Origin of the sequence: Pseudoduganella sp. UC29_106 (assembly GCF_044055365.1) — a bacterium.
In the GTDB taxonomy this organism is placed as follows: domain Bacteria; phylum Pseudomonadota; class Gammaproteobacteria; order Burkholderiales; family Burkholderiaceae_D; genus Rugamonas.
In genome coordinates, this window is record NZ_CP171977.1 from 5,995,462 (window position 1) to 6,010,228 (window position 14,767).

Sequence of the window (14,767 nt, forward strand, 5' to 3'; positions counted from 1 at the left end):
ACCAGGTTCACGCCTTGGGTTTGAATGGAGCGTCAGCGACGCCTTGAACGCCCGGGCGCAGGGTGATTACGGCGCCGGCGAGTTCGCCGGGCTGGGGCTGCCCCGGCACAATGGACGTAACGAGCAAGGTGCGCAGATCGTCGCCGCCGAACGCGCACATCGATGGCTTGGTCATCGGCACATCAATGCGCACATCCAGCTTGCCTTCGGGCGTAAAGCGCAGGATGCAGCCAGCGTCATTCCCGCAAATCCAGTAGCACCCGTCAGCATCCATGGCCGCGCCATCGGGGCGTCCCGGGATACTGCTTCATATCGACGAACACACGCTGGTTGGACGGCGTGCCGGTCGCGGTATCGAAATCGAACGCCCAGATCATCTGGCTCTGCGGATGCGAATCCGACAGGTACATGGTGCGTCCGTCCGGCGACCATGCCAGACCATTCTGCGTGAGCAGCCCCGAAACCACAGGTTCGGACAAGGAGCCATCGTAGCGATAGAGCTGCCCGACAGCCTGTGCCGCCGCCATGTCCATGAACATGGTGCCGGACCAGAAGCGGCCCTGGCGGTCGGTGCGGCCGTCGTTGAAGCGCTTGCCGGGACCGAGCGTATCGGGCGCAGCCAGCAGCGTGGCCTCGGCCTGCGGGCCTTCGCCCAGCGCCAGGCTGAAGATGCCGCTCTCCATGCCCGCAATCAGGCCGCCGCCCTCTTTCGCGGCGACGCAGGCGGTCATTTCATGCGACTCCCAGCTGCGCAGCGCGCCGCTGGACGGGTCCAGGCGCCAGATGCGGCGGCCCGGGATATCCACCCAGTAGAAAGCGCCCTCGCCTGCACTCCAGGTCGGGCTTTCGCCCACCGCGCAAACGAGGTCGCTGACGCGCTCGTAGGCGGTCATGCCTGCTTGGCCTGCAGTTCGCCGTTGACGATGCGCGGCACGTTCAGCGGATTGCCGTCGGCGATCGCTTGCGGCAGCAGGTAGGACGGCACGTCCTGGTAGCTGACCGGACGCAGGAAGCGGTCGATCGCGGTCGCGCCAACGGAGGTGGTGCGGCTGTCCGAAGTGGACGGGAACGGGCCGCCATGCACCATCGCATGGGACACTTCCACGCCGGTCGGGAAGCCGTTGAACAGGATGCGGCCCACTTTGCGTTCCAGCGTCGGCAGCAGCGAGCCGGCGATGTCGCGGTCTTCCGCGGTGGCCTGCACGGTGGCGGTCAGCTGGCCTTCCAGGTGTTCGGCGAAGCGCTTCAGGTCTTCAGCGGACTTGGCGCGGATCAGTACGGAACTTGGGCCGAAGTTTTCATCTTCCAGCGCCGCGGTGGAGAGGAAGGTATCCACATCCACGGAATACAGGTGCGGGCGTGCCTGGCAGCCGGCAGCCGGTGCGCCTTGCGCCAGCAGGGACACGCCTTCCAGCGCGGACAGTTTCTCCACGCCGGACTCGTAGGCTTTGTGGATGCCAGGCGTCAGCATGGTGGTGGACGGCTTGGCCTGCACGGCTGCGGCAGCAGCGGTGGTGAAGGCCTCCAGCTCAGGGCTTTCCAGGCCGATCAGCAGGCCAGGGTTGGTGCAGAACTGGCCCGCACCCATGGTCAGGGAATCGGCGAAGCCTTGTGCCACCTGGGCGCCCTTCTCTTTCAGTGCGCCCGGCAGCAGGAATACGGGGTTGATGCTGGACATCTCGGCGTACACAGGAATCGGCTCCTTGCGCGCGGCAGCGATGCGCATCAGCGCCAGGCCGCCGAAACGGGAACCGGTGAAGCCCACGGCCTTGATGACCGGATGTGCCACCAGGTTGGAGCCGGTCTCGATACCGCCGATCAGCATCGAGAACACGCCTTCCGGCAGGCCGCAGTCGGCAACCGCCTTCTGCACGGCTTTGCCCACCAGCTCGGAGGTGCCGAGGTGGGCCGGGTGAGCCTTCACCACGACCGGGCAGCCTGCGGCCAGCGCGGACGCGGTGTCGCCGCCGGCCACGGAGAAGGCCAGCGGGAAGTTGGAAGCGCCGAACACGGCAACCGGGCCGATGGCGATCTTGCGCATGCGGATGTCCGAACGCGGAGGGGTGCGTTCAGGCAGGGCTGCATCCAGCGTGGCGTTCAGGAACACGCCGTCACGCACCACCTTGGCGAACAGGCGCAGCTGGTTCACAGTGCGGCCACGTTCGCCTTCCAGGCGGGCTTGCGGCAAGCCGGATTCCTGCATTGCGCGCTCGACCAGCACCGGGCCGATGGCCATGATGTTGTCGGCGATTTTTTCCAGGAACTGCGCGCGCTGCTCAAGGCCGGTTTCGCGGTAAGTGTCGAAAGCCGCAGCGGCGAGGCTGCAGGCTTGTTCCAGGTCAGCAGCGCTGGCCATGCCGAAGGGCGGATCGATTTCCATGTTGCGGGAAGGATCGATTGCCTTCATCTGGCCTTCGCGGCCCATGACTGCGTTCTGTCCAATTACCATTTCACCGGCGATGTGCATTGCTTACTCCTTAGTTTTTCATTGTGCGCCTTGGGCGCGGATCAGTTTGTCCAGCATTGCGCACTCTTCCTCGGTCAGGTCGCTCAGCGGAGCGCGGACCGGGCCTGCGTCGTGGCCGACCAGGCGGGCCCCGGCCTTGACGATGGAAACCGCGTAGCCCTGCTTGCGGTTGCGGATCGCCAGGTACGGCAGGAAGAATTCGTCCAGCAGACGGTTGGTCGTTGCGTGATCGTCCTTCGCGATGGCGTGGTAGAAGTCCATGGCCAGCTTCGGCATGAAGTTGAACACGGCGGAGGAATACACCGGAACACCCAGGGCCTTGTAAGCTGCTGCATACACTTCTGCCGTCGGCAGGCCGCCCAGATACGAGAAGCGGTCGCCCATCTTGCGCCAGATCGATACCATCATTTCGATGTCGCCGATGCCGTCCTTGAAGCCGATCAGGTTCGGGCAACGGTCAGCCAGAATTGCCAGCGAATCCGGGGTCAGGCGGCATGCACCGCGATTGTAGACCACAACGCCGAAGTCCACAGAAGCGCAAACTTCTTCCACGTGCTTGATCAGGCCTTCCTGGCTTGCTTCGGTCAGGTAGTGCGGCAGCAGCAGCACGCCGTGGGCGCCCTGGCGCTCGGCTTCCTGGGCGAACTTGATGGCCGCGCGGGTCGGGCCGCCGGCGCCGGCCAGGATAGGCACTTTGCCGCGGCAGGTGTCAACGGCGGTCTTGATGATTTCCGGATATTCCTCGTGGGTCAGCGAGAAGAACTCGCCGGTGCCGCCGGCCGCGAACAGGGCGGAGCGCCATACGGTGCCAGCCATTCCAGGCGCTCGATATAGCCCTTCTTGTTGAAGTTGCCTTCGGCGTCAAAGTCGGTCACCGGGAAGGACAGCAGGCCAGCGGACAGGATTTTTTTCAGGTCTTGCGGATTCATGGCGTCTCCAAAGGGTCGCGGGTTAAGTTGTATGACATCGTACAAGTATCCTCGCGACGCTGCAAGGATTATTTACAGCAGCGTTACAAAATCAGGCGCGGCCGCCCTTTTCCAGCATTTCCTGGGCGTGGCGCAGGCGCTCGCGGCTATTGCTTAAATGGGTCCGCATGGCGGCACGGGCCGCTTCCGCATCCTTGCGCACGATGGCCTGGCAGATATCCTCGTGTTCGCGGTGCACGCGCTGCAGGTAGGCGTTCGGGTCGTCATGCACCAACTGGGCGGAGTTGACGCGGGCGCGCGGGATGATCGCGCTGCCCAGGTCGCTCAGGATGTCTACGAAATAACGGTTGCCGGTGGACTGGGCGATCAGCAGGTGGAATTGCTTGTCAACCTCGACCGGATTGCCCTCTTCCTGCATGCGCTTCAACAGGGCCGACAGGGTGCTCGCCTGGTCGTCACTGCGGCGGCTGGCCGCCAGCCAGGCCGCTTCCGTTTCCAGGGAAATACGCAGCTCCAGGATGGCCAGCACGTCTTCCAGCGTGCTGATGGTGATGCGCATATTGCCGCTCGGCGGTTCCAGCACGAACGTCCCCACGCCGTGGCGGCTTCCACCAGGCCGGCCGCCTGCAGGTGCGAAATCGCTTCGCGCACCACGGTGCGGGACACGCCATGATGCTGCATGATCAGCGATTCCGTCGGCAGCTTCTCGCCCGGCTTCAGCGCGCCGCTCTGGATATTGGCGGTGATGGCCTCCACTACGCCCTGGGCCAGGTTGCGGTGCTTCTTGCGGACAGGAGCTGCGGTTTCGTTCATCATCGCGTGCTTTCTTTGGGAAAGCCCACAGTATACCACCGTTGTATGACGACTACTTCTTCAGGCCAGCGCAGGGATCCTGCCGCTTTTGCACATCCAGTTTCCGCACTTCATCGAAAGGCAGGCGCATCTGGTCGGGTTCGACAAACCCGATGACGCGCACATTCAGCTTCGGCTCCGTGACGTTCAGCCAGCGGGGCACGCCGATGTCTTTCCGCACATGACCATTGCCGGCGATCAGCACGACATCGCGCGGCTGCTGCTCGCGGATCAGCTTGGCCATCCAGATGTCGCGCGCGACCTGGGCATCGACCATGCCGGGGATCATCATGTCCGGCAGCATATCGCAGTGGCCTTCCTTGATTTCGCGCTCCTGGGCCTTGCGCAGCTCGGCGGGCAGGGGCTTGTCCAGCTTGTAGGCGGATACGGTGGCCGCGTCAAAGCTGGAGGCCACGCCGTCACGTACCACGCGCGACGCTTCGCTGCGGGAGAGATTCGCGGCGATCAGCGGGAGGTGGTTGTCCAGCGCCAACTGGATCACCGGATGGTAGAGCTGCCAGTTCCAGCCCGGACCGCTCATCACTTTGATCAGGCAGGAGGCATCCAGGCAGCCCTTCTGCGCGGAATCCAGGCGCTCCTGCTTGTCGCGGTCAAACTGCTCCATCGCGATGACGGGACGCCAGCCCGCTTCCACGCGGCGCTTCAGTTCATCGAAACGCAGCTTGTGGCCCTGGGCGTTGTCATGCACTTCGCCCAGCAGCAGCACTTGCGGATTGGCGGGTGCGGCGACGACGGCCGGCAGGTCGCTATTGGATTTCTTGCTGAAGAAACTGCAGCCGGCCAGCGCGGTGGCAGCCAGCAGGATTGTGAGACGCTTCATCGATTGGGGGGCGTGGTGGTGAAGATTCAAGTCTAACCCAACCCCAGAAGCTGGTGTCAGCCACAACGTGGCAGACACCTGTTCGGCGCCGCTGGCTGGGTGTCTGCCACATCGTGGCAGACACCAGGGGTTACGCCTTGGGTTTAAGCAGCGCGTGAATCTCCGCCGCAATTTCGTCCACATGCGTCTCCAACGCAAAATGCCCCGTATCGAGCAGCTTCACCACCGCATTCGGATTGTCGCGGCGATACGCCTCCGCCCCCGGCGGGATAAAGAAGGGATCGTGCTTGCCCAGATCGCCAGCGTCGGCACTTGCGCTTCGCGGAAGAACTTCTGGAACGTCGGGTACAGCTCCAGGTTGTTGCGGTAGTCGTAGAACAGGTCCAGCTGGATTTGTGCATTGCCCGGACGCGACATCAGGTAATAGTCCAGATAGTAGGCCTCGGGCGCCACGCTGGCCGGATCGGCCACGCCGTGGGTGTACTGCCACTTGGTCGCATCCAAGCTCAGGAAGCCGCGGATGGCGTCGAAGTTTTCTTCGGAAGGATCCGCCCACAGCTTGCGCAGCGGCGCCCAGGCCTCGCCCAGGCCTTCGAGATAGGCATTGCCGTTCTGCGAAATCAGTGCCGTGACGCGCTCGGGGTGGGCGACGGCCAGGCGCAAGCCGGTCGGGGCGCCGTAGTCGAACACGTACAGCGCGTATTTCTGCAGTTTCAGGGCTTGCACGAAAGCGTCCATCGTCGCCGCCAGGCTATCAAAAGGTGTACTTGTAATGACGTTCGGCCGGGACTTCGGTGAAGCCGAAGCCGGGCAGGTCGGGGGCGATCACGCGGTATTTCGTCGCCAGCAGGGGAATCAGCTCGCGGAACATATGGGAGGGAAGTCGGGAAACCGTGCAGCAGCAGGACAACCGGCGCATCGGCAGCGCCGGCCTCACGGTAGAACACATTGACGCCATCCGCTTTGATCGTATTGAAGTTCATCTCGTAACCCCTTAAATATGTCGTTAATGGTTAGCATATTATGCCAGCGCCGTAACTTGTCAAGCCGTTTTTTGATGGTTACAATGAACCCGGGAGGATGATATGAACGAGTTCTACGGCGACCACCCGGCGCTGGACCTGATGAATACCGTGATGCAGCTCAACGGCGGTCCGGTCGATAGCTGGCAAAGCGATGCGGATGTAATGAAGTGGCTGGCGCAGGCCGGCTTCCCGGCGGCTGCGAGCGCGCCGCCCGGCTTACTGGAAGCGGCCCGGCACCTGCGCGAAACCGTGCGCGGCCTGGTCCAGGCGCGCAAACAAGGCGGGAAACTGGATGTGGCGCCGCTGAATGCCCTGCTGCTCCAGGCGCAGCGCCATCTGGAACTGACGCCCCAGCCGGACGGCAGCGTGAAAGTGCAAACGCTTTATGCGGCGGACACGCCCCAGCGCCTGCTCGCGCCGCTGGCCGAGTCGGCTGCGAAGCTGCTGGCCGAAGGCGATTTCAGCCTGGTGCGCAAATGCGAGGACGACCAGTGCACCTTATGGTTCCTGGACCGCACCAAGTCGCACCGCCGCCGCTGGTGCAGCATGGCCTTATGCGGCAACCGTAACAAGGTCGCGCAATTCCGTCAAAGGCAGAAAGCCTAAAGACCGCAGACGCTGTGGATGTTGGAGAGGGCCACGCCGCCGGCCAGCGCACGGCCGACGCAGCTGACTTTCTGCAGTCCGTGTTCAGACAGCGCAATGGCGCCGATGATAAAAACGATGACCACGGCGCCCAGGATGAGGGCGCCGCGCCAGGTGTCGTTGATTCTCATGTTCAGGTAAAACTGTAGTCGAGCGAATAGAAGTGTTTGCCGTCTTCAATCCGCACGTCCATTTTACCTCGCAAGCCCTTCAGTCCGTCAGTGCCGGAGTCGGGCACGATAATGATGCGCAGGCCATCGAACTCGCCGCCCATCACGCCCTGGTGCTGCAGGGCGAAGCTGCCGTTGCGCCCTTCCAGTGTGCCCGTCACTTTTTCGATCGCAACATACACGGCCGACGTGGGCACGCTGCTGCGGTAACTGAGGAATTCGCCATAGCCTTCAGCCTCAAGCAGGCCGTGGTAGCGCTTGTCCAGCGTCATGCGGCCGATGCCGCTGCCCTCGGTCAGGGAAGCATTGGGCGCGGGAAGCAGCTTGACTTCGAATTCTCCGTTTGCGACGGGCATTTCCTTCTCCTTAGGCGGTCTGGCTGGTGGCCAGCGCGTGCAGTTTATTGATCGTTGTCCAGTTGCGTGTGGTGACGGCATCGCCCACAGCCTTGCCCATCGCCGCCGCGGCGCGGCTGGCCAGGATGCCGTCCGCGCACCAGATATACGCGGCCCAGCGGCCAAGGGCAAAGGCTTCCGGTTTCCAGTCCTGGTGCGCCAGCGGCTCCAGCTTGGCGCGGTCGGCAGGATTATTCAGTACGGCGACCAGCAGGCGCGAATGGTCGTTGGCCATTTCGCACAGGCTATTGTCCTCCACCACGCCGTCCAGCTGTTCGGCATCCAGCACGGTCACGCGCGCCGGCACGCCCAGCCGCATCACCAGGCCCTCCTCGATGCGCGTGGCGGACTGCCTGGCATCCTTGCTATTGCAGTCGAACACGACATTGCCACTGTTGAGCAAAGTGCGCACATTGGCAAATCCCATTTCAGTCAGCAGCTTGCGCAAATCAGCCATGGCGATGCGCTTGGCGCGGCCTACGTTGATTCCGCGCAGCAGCGCGATCTGGCGGCGTGTACTCATCCCTTACCTCCTCTGCTGGGCGAAGTATGCGGGAAACATGGGGCCGGCGGCGCTCGCATCAAGCGTGCAGGCGAGCATCAGGATGGGGCTCATCGTTATCGGTATCGCCCGGCGTGACGCGGGGAATGCGCAGCGTGAAAGTGGCGCCCTGGCCCTCGGTGCTGTCTACCGTGATGTTGCCGGCGAACTGTTTAACGATCAGGTTGAACACGATGTTCAGGCCCAGGCCGGTGCCGCCCTGGCCGCGGCGCGTGGTCACGAAGGGGTCGAAGACCTTGTCCAGCATGTCGGCCGCAATGCCTTTGCCGTTATCGGCCACCTGCATTTCCACCCAGTCGCCCTCCTCCCTGGCGCGGATCTCAATGGTGCCGTTGCCCTCCGGCTCGAAGGCGTGTTCGACGCAGTTGAGCGTGAGGTTGGTGATGACCTGGGCCAGCGCGCCGGGGTAGCTGTCCAGGACGATATCGTCCGGGCAGTTGATGTGCACCGAGATATGGGTCTTCTTCAGCTTGGGCTGCAGGCTGGACACCACCTCGCCTATGTATTCATGCAGCTCGAAGCGGCGACGCGCTTCGCTGACCTGGTCCACCGCAATCTGCTTGAAGCTGTGGATCAGGTGCGCGGCGCGGTAGGCATTGTTCATGATCAGGCGGGCGCTCTCGCCGGCCGTGTCCACATAGCGCTGGATTTCGGACTTCTTCACTGAGCCGCTGGCCATGGCCGCATTCACGCCTTCCGTCGCTTCCATCAGCACCGATGCGCTGGTCAGCGCGATGCCGACCGGCGTGTTGATTTCATGCGCCACGCCGGCCACCAGCGAGCCCAGCGACGCCAGGCGCTCGGCCTGCAGCAGCGATTCCTGGGTGCGCTGCAGGTCGTCCAGCGCCTTGGCCGTTTCCTGCGCCGAGCGGCGCGCCGCATCTTCCGCTTCGCGCGTGCGCAGGATGATGGATTTCACGCGCCGTTGGATGGCGTTGAAGCCGCGGATCACGTCGCCCAGTTCATCGCGCCGCTTCTCGGGCAGTTCTTCCACTTCGTCGCTGCCGCGCGTGGCCAGTTCGAACAGGCCGTCGCGCAGCTTCTTAAGCGGGTCGAAGACGATGCGCAGGCTGAGGGCCAGCGCCACCACCAGGATGATGTCCAGCATCAGCACTTCGATGACCTTGCGGCGCACTTCGGCCGCCAGGGTAGCGTCGATCTGGGCGCGGCTGAAATTGACGACCACACGGCCCACGATCACGGGTTTGAGCGCGCTGCCGGCAGCGCCCGCGTCGCGGTAAGCCAGGTCGGCCACCACGGGGTTGCCGGAGATCTGAGCCTCGGCTTCGATTGGCACGATGGTGCCGTCTTCCTGGCGGCGCTTGCCGGAGAACAGGCCCACGGATGTGTCATAGACACGGATGGCCACCAGTTCGGGCGGCAGCATTTCGGCGGCGACGATATTATCGACCTTGGCTTTGTCCAGGTCCCACAGGGCGGACGGGAGGCTGGTCTGGAGGCGGGTCAGCACGCCTTCACGCAGGCGCTGATTGCTGACTTCCAGTTCATGGCCGAGGCTGTATTGCGCATAGGTTCCGGAAATGCCCAACACCACGGTTACGATGACCACGAACAGGCATGTCAGCCGGCCTTGAATACCAAACATCGAACATCCTCCCTTTGCCCCTCAATGTACGGGATGGAATGTAACTTGGCAAGATTTTAAGAGTGATGCCAGGAGGTGATGGAAAACGCTTCCCGGTGGTAAGATCTCGACCTGTTCTCACAGGAGGAAAGATGACGGCAAGCTATCAACATCTGGCACTGGCGGACGTGCAGCCCGGCATGGTGCTGTCCGACGAATTGCTGGACGTGCATGGCAAAGTCCTGCTGCCGGAAGGCACGGTGTTGACGACGGAAATCCTGGCGCTGATGCCGCGCCACGGCATCAGCGCATTGCCCATCGCCCTGCCTGAAAAAAGCCCGGTGGAACAGGCGGCGGACCACGCGCGCCAGCTCGAACGGATTGCCCATCTGTTCCGCCTGCATGATCCCGATGATGGAGAGGAGTGGGGAGCGAATGCGCTGCGCCGCCTGGTGACGGAATACCGCGTCGGCAAGGAGGCTGCATGACTGAGCAGCTGAGTTATGACGATGTCGTGAAGAATCTGCAGGATCTGCCATCGCTGCCGGCAGTCGTGATGGAACTGCTGAACAGCATCGACCAGGAAGATATCGACATCGGCGTGCTGGCGAAAAAAGTGTCGCACGACCAGGCGCTGACAGCAAAGACCCTGCGCCTCGCCAATTCCTCGCTGTACGGCCTTCAGGTGAAGGTGACCACGATCCAGCAGGCAATCACTTATCTGGGTTTCCAGACCACGCGCAACCTGATCACGGCGGCCGCGGTGACGGGCTGCTTTGCCGAAGGCGCGTGCAAGGAGTTCGATCACAAGGCGTTCTGGCGCCATTCGATTGCGACCGCGGCCTGCGCCAAGATCCTCGCGCGCCATATGCGCTTCAACCAGGACTACGCCTTCACCGCTGGCCTGCTGCACGATATCGGCCGGCTGGTGCTGGTGTCCTGCTTCCCTGAACGTTATACGGACGTGCTGGCCTACCGCGAGGCCCACGATTGCACGCTGCTGGAGGCCGAACGCACCGCGATGGGCATCGACCATGTGGATGCCGGCCTGGCGCTGGCCGAACACTGGAACTTTTCGGACACGATGCGGCTGGCCATCGGCGGCCACCACGAACCGGAGCGCCCCGGTGCGGGCTTCCTCGCCACCATCATCCACGTGGCCGACGCCGTAGTCCATGCACTGGACCTGGCCCGCCAGCCGGATGACCAGGTGCCGAAGGTGTCCACCGTCGCCTGGCAGGCGCTCGCCCTGAATGAGGAAGCGTGCCTGCATTTGTTCCGCGAAACCGAATTGCAGTTCGAGGAAATCTCGATGGTCCTGCTGGCGTGACGCCGGCGCTTTTAAAACCCGAGGCATAAAGCTGGTGTCTGCCACATCGTGGCAGACACCTGTTTCACGCCGTGGGTTTTAATGGGCGTAATTGTTCCCGCCGCCTTCAGGCTTCTGCGCCGGCGCGCCCTGCTGTGCCGCCGCTGCTGCCGCAGCCTTCTCCTCTGGCTTCGGACGGCCCTGAGCGTCCGACAGACGATATTTGGTGCGGCGGTCGCCCATCAAATCGCGCAGGTCGCGAATGCTCATGCCGGTCACTTCGTGCATGCGGATCAGCAGTGAAGCGCCGACCGGCAGGCGATGGTGGCGAATCTTGCTGATGACCGGTGGCGCCACTTCCAGCAGGCGCGACAGGGCCGCATCGTTTTTCAACTGCATTTTGCCCAGCAGGATGTCCAACAGGTGGTTGGGGTTATAACTTTCCTGGGATGCAAGAGCGTGGTGTGCCATGATGTGTCCTCTCTTGAAATGGATTGGTAAATGAAGGCCGCCGGGTGGAAATTGTTCTTAAAACAATATTCTAGGCCCACCCCGGCCTTGTCCTGCCAAGTGGTATTAAGCGAACATTAATCAATCTCAACAATGTGCAATGTTTCGCCGAAAATCTTGACAACAAAGCCATTTCAACACAGGGAAACATCCTGTGGCGCACGAAAGAACTGTGGGGAAATTGTTACAAATTGACGGTGCTCAAGCTGTCACATTGATATTGCTGCCGGGCGCGGGCGTGCCACGCGAATTGCGGTTCTGGGTGTCGTTGGCAGCCTGGGAACGCAGTTGCTGCAAGGTGAGGAAATCCTGCTGTTCGGTCTGCTGGGCCTGCTCCGAGCGCCGCGTCTCCTGCAATTGCGCCTGTTCGCGCTGCGCCCGCTCCACCTGCTGGTCGCGCTGCCGCTGTTCTTCCAGGCGCTGCGCGCGCTGCTCCTCCAGCCGGCGTTCGTTCACGGCATTGTTGGCCAGCTGGATTGCATTGCTGTTGCTGCTCACGGAATTGACGGGCATGGCCGGCTCCTCGGATTTTGCTGTTTTTACATTAGATCGCCCGGCCCGCAAATTCAAGGCCGGCCCCGATTTACGGTAAACTTGCAGGATGCAGAAAAAAGTATTTATCAAGACCTTTGGCTGCCAGATGAACGAGTACGACTCGGACAAGATGGCAGATGTGCTCGGCGCGTCCGACGGACTGGTGCGCACCGATTCCCCTGAAGAAGCCGACGTGATCCTCCTGAACACTTGCTCCGTGCGCGAAAAGGCGCAGGAAAAGGTGTTTTCCGACCTGGGCGTCTTCCGCAAACTGAAGCAGGCCAAGCCTGAACTGCTGATCGGCGTGGGCGGCTGCGTGGCGTCGCAGGAAGGCGAAGCGATCGTCAAGCGCGCGCCGACCGTGGACCTGGTATTCGGGCCGCAAACCCTGCACCGCCTGCCGAAGATGATCGAGCTGCGCCGCCACAGTGGCAAGCCGCAAGTGGACATCAGCTTCCCCGAAATCGAGAAGTTCGACCACCTGCCGCCGGCCCGCGTGGAAGGCGCGTTCGCCTACGTCTCCATCATGGAAGGCTGCAGCAAGTACTGCTCGTATTGCGTGGTGCCTTATACGCGCGGCGAGGAAGTGTCGCGCCGCTTCGAGGACGTGCTGACCGAGATCGCCGGCCTGGCCGCGCAGGGCGTGAAGGAAGTGATGCTGCTTGGCCAGAACGTGAACGCCTTCCGCGGCGCCACCGAGGATGGCCAGGTGGCCGACTTCGCGATGCTGATCGAATACGTGGCTGCAATCCCCGGCATCGAACGCATCCGCTTCGTGACCAGCCACCCGAAAGAATTCAACCAGCGCCTGATCGACTGCTATGCGAAGATCCCCAAGCTGGCGGACCAGCTCTACCTGCCCGCCCAGCATGGTTCGGACAAGATCCTCGGCGCCATGAAGCGCGGCTACACGGCGCTCGAATACAAGTCCATCATCCGCAAGGTGCGCGCCGTGCGCCCGAATGTGGTGATCTCGTCCGATTTCATCGTCGGCTTCCCAGGCGAGACAGATGAAGATTTCGAAGCCATGTACAAGCTGGTGCAGGACGTGGACTTCGACAACAGTTTCAGCTTCATCTTCAGCAAGCGCCCCGGCACGCCGGCCGCCAACCTGGCCGACGATACGCCGGCCGAAGTAAAGTCGGCCCGCCTGCAGCGCCTGCAGGCACTGTTCGATGCGAACACCAGGCGCCACAGCGCCGCCATGGTCGGCCAGACCATGCAGGTGCTGGTGGAAGGCCCGTCCAAGCGCGGCGGCAATGAGCTGCAGGGCCGCGCCAGCAATACCCGCACCGTCCACTTCGACGGCGGCGCCAACGCACAAGCCCTGTATGGCCGGATGGTCAATGTGCGCATCACCGAAAGCCTCGATTACTCCCTGCGCGGAGAAGCCCAACTTTGAAAACCAAGACCCCAGTGCAGCCGCACTACTTTATCCCCGAGCCGCTGGACAACACGCGCCTCGCCCACCTGTGCGGACCGCTGGACGAAAACCTGCGCCAGATTTCGGCCGCGCTGGATGTGACCATCTTCCGCCGTGGCGAGAAATTCATCGTCAGCGGCGACAATGCCGAACGCGCGGTGGAAATCCTGTCGCGTTTCTGGGATGTGGCGGACAAGGTGATCCCGGTGGAGGAAGTCCAGCTGGCCCTCGTCGAGCAGCGCGCCGGCCTGGCACCGGAAGGCGACGAGCATGACGAGGAACCGCCCTTCCACGATCCGGACATCAGCAGCCCGATCCTGAAGACGCGCCGCAGCGACCTGCGCGGCCGCACGCCGCACCAGATCCGCTACCTGCGCAATATCCTGGAACACGACATCAGTTTCGGCATCGGCCCGGCCGGCACCGGCAAGACTTACCTGGCCGTGGCGTGCGCCGTCGATGCGCTGGAACGCGATGCCGTCAAGCGCATCATCCTCACCCGCCCTGCGGTGGAAGCGGGCGAGCGCCTGGGCTTCCTGCCGGGCGACCTGGCACAGAAGGTGGACCCGTACCTGCGTCCCCTGTACGACGCGCTGTACGATCTGCTGGGCTTTGACCGCACGCAGAAGCTGTTCGAGAAACAGGTGATCGAAATCGCGCCGCTGGCCTATATGCGCGGCCGCACGCTGAACCACGCTTTCGTGATCCTGGATGAAGCGCAGAACACCACCGTGGAACAGATGAAGATGTTCCTGACCCGTATCGGCTTTGGCAGCAAGGCCGTGGTGACGGGCGACGTGACCCAGATCGACCTGCAGAAGCACCAGAAGTCCGGCCTGGTCGATGCGATGCACGTGCTGCGCAATGTGCGCGGCATCGCCTTCAGCCAGTTCTCCAGCGCCGACGTAGTGCGCCATCCGCTGGTGGCGCGCATCGTCGATGCCTATGAGCAGTCGCAGACGGCGAGCGCGGAAATCGCGCCGCTGCTGCATCCCGTGAAACCGCCTGTCAAAGCCGTCCGCAATGTCCGAAAAAAATAAGCTGACCCTGTCCGTGCAGTATGCCGATTCCCGGCTGCAGGAAGACATCACCCGTCCCATGATCCGCAAGTGGGTCAAGGCCGCCCTGTTCGCACCCGCCGAACTGACCATCCGCTTCGTCGCCGCCGAGGAGGGCCAGGATCTGAACCGCGAGTACCGCGGCAAGGACTACGCCACCAATGTGCTGACCTTTGCCTATAACGAGGGCGAGGATTACGACGAGGATGAACCGACCCGCGCGGACATCATCCTGTGCACGGATGTCCTGCTGCGCGAGGCGTCGGAGCAGAAGAAGACGGTGGAGGAGCATACGGCGCACCTGGTCGTGCACGGTGTGCTGCATGCGCAGGGGTATGACCACGAGGATGATGAGGAAGCGGCGGAGATGGAAGGGATCGAGACCGAGATCCTGGGCGAGTTGGGGTACGCGGATCCGTACGCGGCCTGATTAAAACCCACGGCGTAACCCTGGTGGCTGCC

Annotated in this window: 14 protein-coding genes and 4 pseudogenes; 6 read left to right on the plus strand and 12 right to left on the minus strand. The window is 62.8% G+C overall.

Annotated features, from left to right (window positions below; genetic code table 11):
- Positions 1 to 7: 7 nt before the first annotated feature.
- The 6 genes and pseudogenes from ACHMW6_RS29865 to ACHMW6_RS29890 form a co-directional block, all read right to left on the minus strand.
- Positions 8 to 893 (minus strand): annotated as a pseudogene (locus tag ACHMW6_RS29865) (SMP-30/gluconolactonase/LRE family protein).
- Positions 890 to 2,467, minus strand: coding sequence for an aldehyde dehydrogenase (NADP(+)) (locus ACHMW6_RS29870; protein WP_395402470.1), 1,578 nt, complete (start codon positions 2,465 to 2,467; stop codon positions 890 to 892). The pseudogene ACHMW6_RS29865 and the gene ACHMW6_RS29870 overlap by 4 nt, the downstream one beginning before the upstream one ends.
- A gap of 18 nt (positions 2,468 to 2,485) precedes the next feature.
- Positions 2,486 to 3,396: pseudogene (gene kdgD, locus ACHMW6_RS29875) on the minus strand (5-dehydro-4-deoxyglucarate dehydratase).
- Between the two features lie 91 nt (positions 3,397 to 3,487).
- Positions 3,488 to 4,209 (minus strand): annotated as a pseudogene (locus ACHMW6_RS29880) (FadR/GntR family transcriptional regulator).
- 52 nt (positions 4,210 to 4,261) lie between these two features.
- Complete coding sequence (locus ACHMW6_RS29885; RefSeq protein WP_395402472.1) at positions 4,262 to 5,089, minus strand: ChaN family lipoprotein; 828 nt, start codon at positions 5,087 to 5,089, stop codon at positions 4,262 to 4,264.
- 130 nt (positions 5,090 to 5,219) lie between these two features.
- A pseudogene (locus ACHMW6_RS29890) lies at positions 5,220 to 6,072 on the minus strand (alpha/beta fold hydrolase).
- Positions 6,073 to 6,174: 102 nt separating this feature from the next.
- Between ACHMW6_RS29890 and ACHMW6_RS29895 the strand changes: the two are divergent.
- Positions 6,175 to 6,720 carry a CGNR zinc finger domain-containing protein gene (locus ACHMW6_RS29895; RefSeq protein WP_395402474.1) on the plus strand — a complete coding sequence of 182 codons (546 nt, stop codon included), beginning with the start codon at positions 6,175 to 6,177 and terminating at the stop codon, positions 6,718 to 6,720.
- Here the strand turns inward: ACHMW6_RS29895 and ACHMW6_RS29900 are convergent.
- From ACHMW6_RS29900 to ACHMW6_RS29915, 4 genes are read right to left on the minus strand one after another with little or no spacing between them, the layout of a single operon-like run.
- Positions 6,717 to 6,890: a hypothetical protein gene (locus tag ACHMW6_RS29900; protein ID WP_395402476.1), complete on the minus strand. Its 174-nt coding sequence runs from the start codon at positions 6,888 to 6,890 to the stop codon at positions 6,717 to 6,719. The genes ACHMW6_RS29895 and ACHMW6_RS29900 overlap by 4 nt on opposite strands.
- A 2-nt stretch (positions 6,891 to 6,892) precedes the next feature.
- Positions 6,893 to 7,285 carry a DUF3224 domain-containing protein gene (locus tag ACHMW6_RS29905; protein WP_395402478.1) on the minus strand — a complete coding sequence of 131 codons (393 nt, stop codon included), beginning with the start codon at positions 7,283 to 7,285 and terminating at the stop codon, positions 6,893 to 6,895.
- 10 nt (positions 7,286 to 7,295) lie between these two features.
- Positions 7,296 to 7,847, minus strand: a complete 552-nt coding sequence (locus tag ACHMW6_RS29910) for a DUF1697 domain-containing protein (RefSeq protein WP_395402480.1) — start codon at positions 7,845 to 7,847, stop codon at positions 7,296 to 7,298.
- Positions 7,848 to 7,905: 58 nt separating this feature from the next.
- Positions 7,906 to 9,492, minus strand: coding sequence for a sensor histidine kinase (locus ACHMW6_RS29915; protein ID WP_395402482.1), 1,587 nt, complete (start codon positions 9,490 to 9,492; stop codon positions 7,906 to 7,908).
- 131 nt (positions 9,493 to 9,623) lie between these two features.
- Between ACHMW6_RS29915 and ACHMW6_RS29920 the strand changes: the two genes are divergently transcribed.
- Positions 9,624 to 9,959 (plus strand): hypothetical protein, encoded by a 336-nt coding sequence (locus tag ACHMW6_RS29920; protein ID WP_395402484.1) that lies wholly within the window; start codon positions 9,624 to 9,626, stop codon positions 9,957 to 9,959.
- Positions 9,956 to 10,801 (plus strand): HDOD domain-containing protein, encoded by an 846-nt coding sequence (locus ACHMW6_RS29925; RefSeq protein WP_395402486.1) that lies wholly within the window; start codon positions 9,956 to 9,958, stop codon positions 10,799 to 10,801. The genes ACHMW6_RS29920 and ACHMW6_RS29925 overlap by 4 nt, the downstream gene beginning before the upstream one ends.
- 78 nt (positions 10,802 to 10,879) lie before the next feature.
- On the opposite strand, the gene ACHMW6_RS29930 is transcribed toward ACHMW6_RS29925, so the two are convergent.
- Together ACHMW6_RS29930 and ACHMW6_RS29935 are read right to left on the minus strand one after the other, a co-directional pair.
- Positions 10,880 to 11,251 (minus strand): hypothetical protein, encoded by a 372-nt coding sequence (locus tag ACHMW6_RS29930; RefSeq protein ID WP_395402488.1) that lies wholly within the window; start codon positions 11,249 to 11,251, stop codon positions 10,880 to 10,882.
- Positions 11,252 to 11,491: 240 nt separating this feature from the next.
- On the minus strand, positions 11,492 to 11,803 hold the full coding sequence (locus tag ACHMW6_RS29935) for a hypothetical protein (protein ID WP_395402490.1): 312 nt from the start codon (positions 11,801 to 11,803) through the stop codon (positions 11,492 to 11,494).
- An 88-nt stretch (positions 11,804 to 11,891) separates the two neighbouring features.
- Here ACHMW6_RS29935 and miaB point away from each other — a divergent pair, with 88 nt between their 5' ends.
- The 3 genes from miaB to ybeY are packed head-to-tail and all read left to right on the plus strand — an operon-like array spanning position 11,892 to position 14,735.
- Positions 11,892 to 13,226: a tRNA (N6-isopentenyl adenosine(37)-C2)-methylthiotransferase MiaB gene (miaB, locus tag ACHMW6_RS29940; protein WP_395402492.1), complete on the plus strand. Its 1,335-nt coding sequence runs from the start codon at positions 11,892 to 11,894 to the stop codon at positions 13,224 to 13,226.
- Positions 13,223 to 14,287 carry a PhoH family protein gene (locus ACHMW6_RS29945; protein ID WP_395402494.1) on the plus strand — a complete coding sequence of 355 codons (1,065 nt, stop codon included), beginning with the start codon at positions 13,223 to 13,225 and terminating at the stop codon, positions 14,285 to 14,287. The genes miaB and ACHMW6_RS29945 overlap by 4 nt, the downstream gene beginning before the upstream one ends.
- Positions 14,271 to 14,735 (plus strand): rRNA maturation RNase YbeY, encoded by a 465-nt coding sequence (ybeY, locus tag ACHMW6_RS29950; protein ID WP_395402496.1) that lies wholly within the window; start codon positions 14,271 to 14,273, stop codon positions 14,733 to 14,735. The genes ACHMW6_RS29945 and ybeY overlap by 17 nt, the downstream gene beginning before the upstream one ends.
- The last annotated feature ends 32 nt before the right edge of the window (positions 14,736 to 14,767 follow it).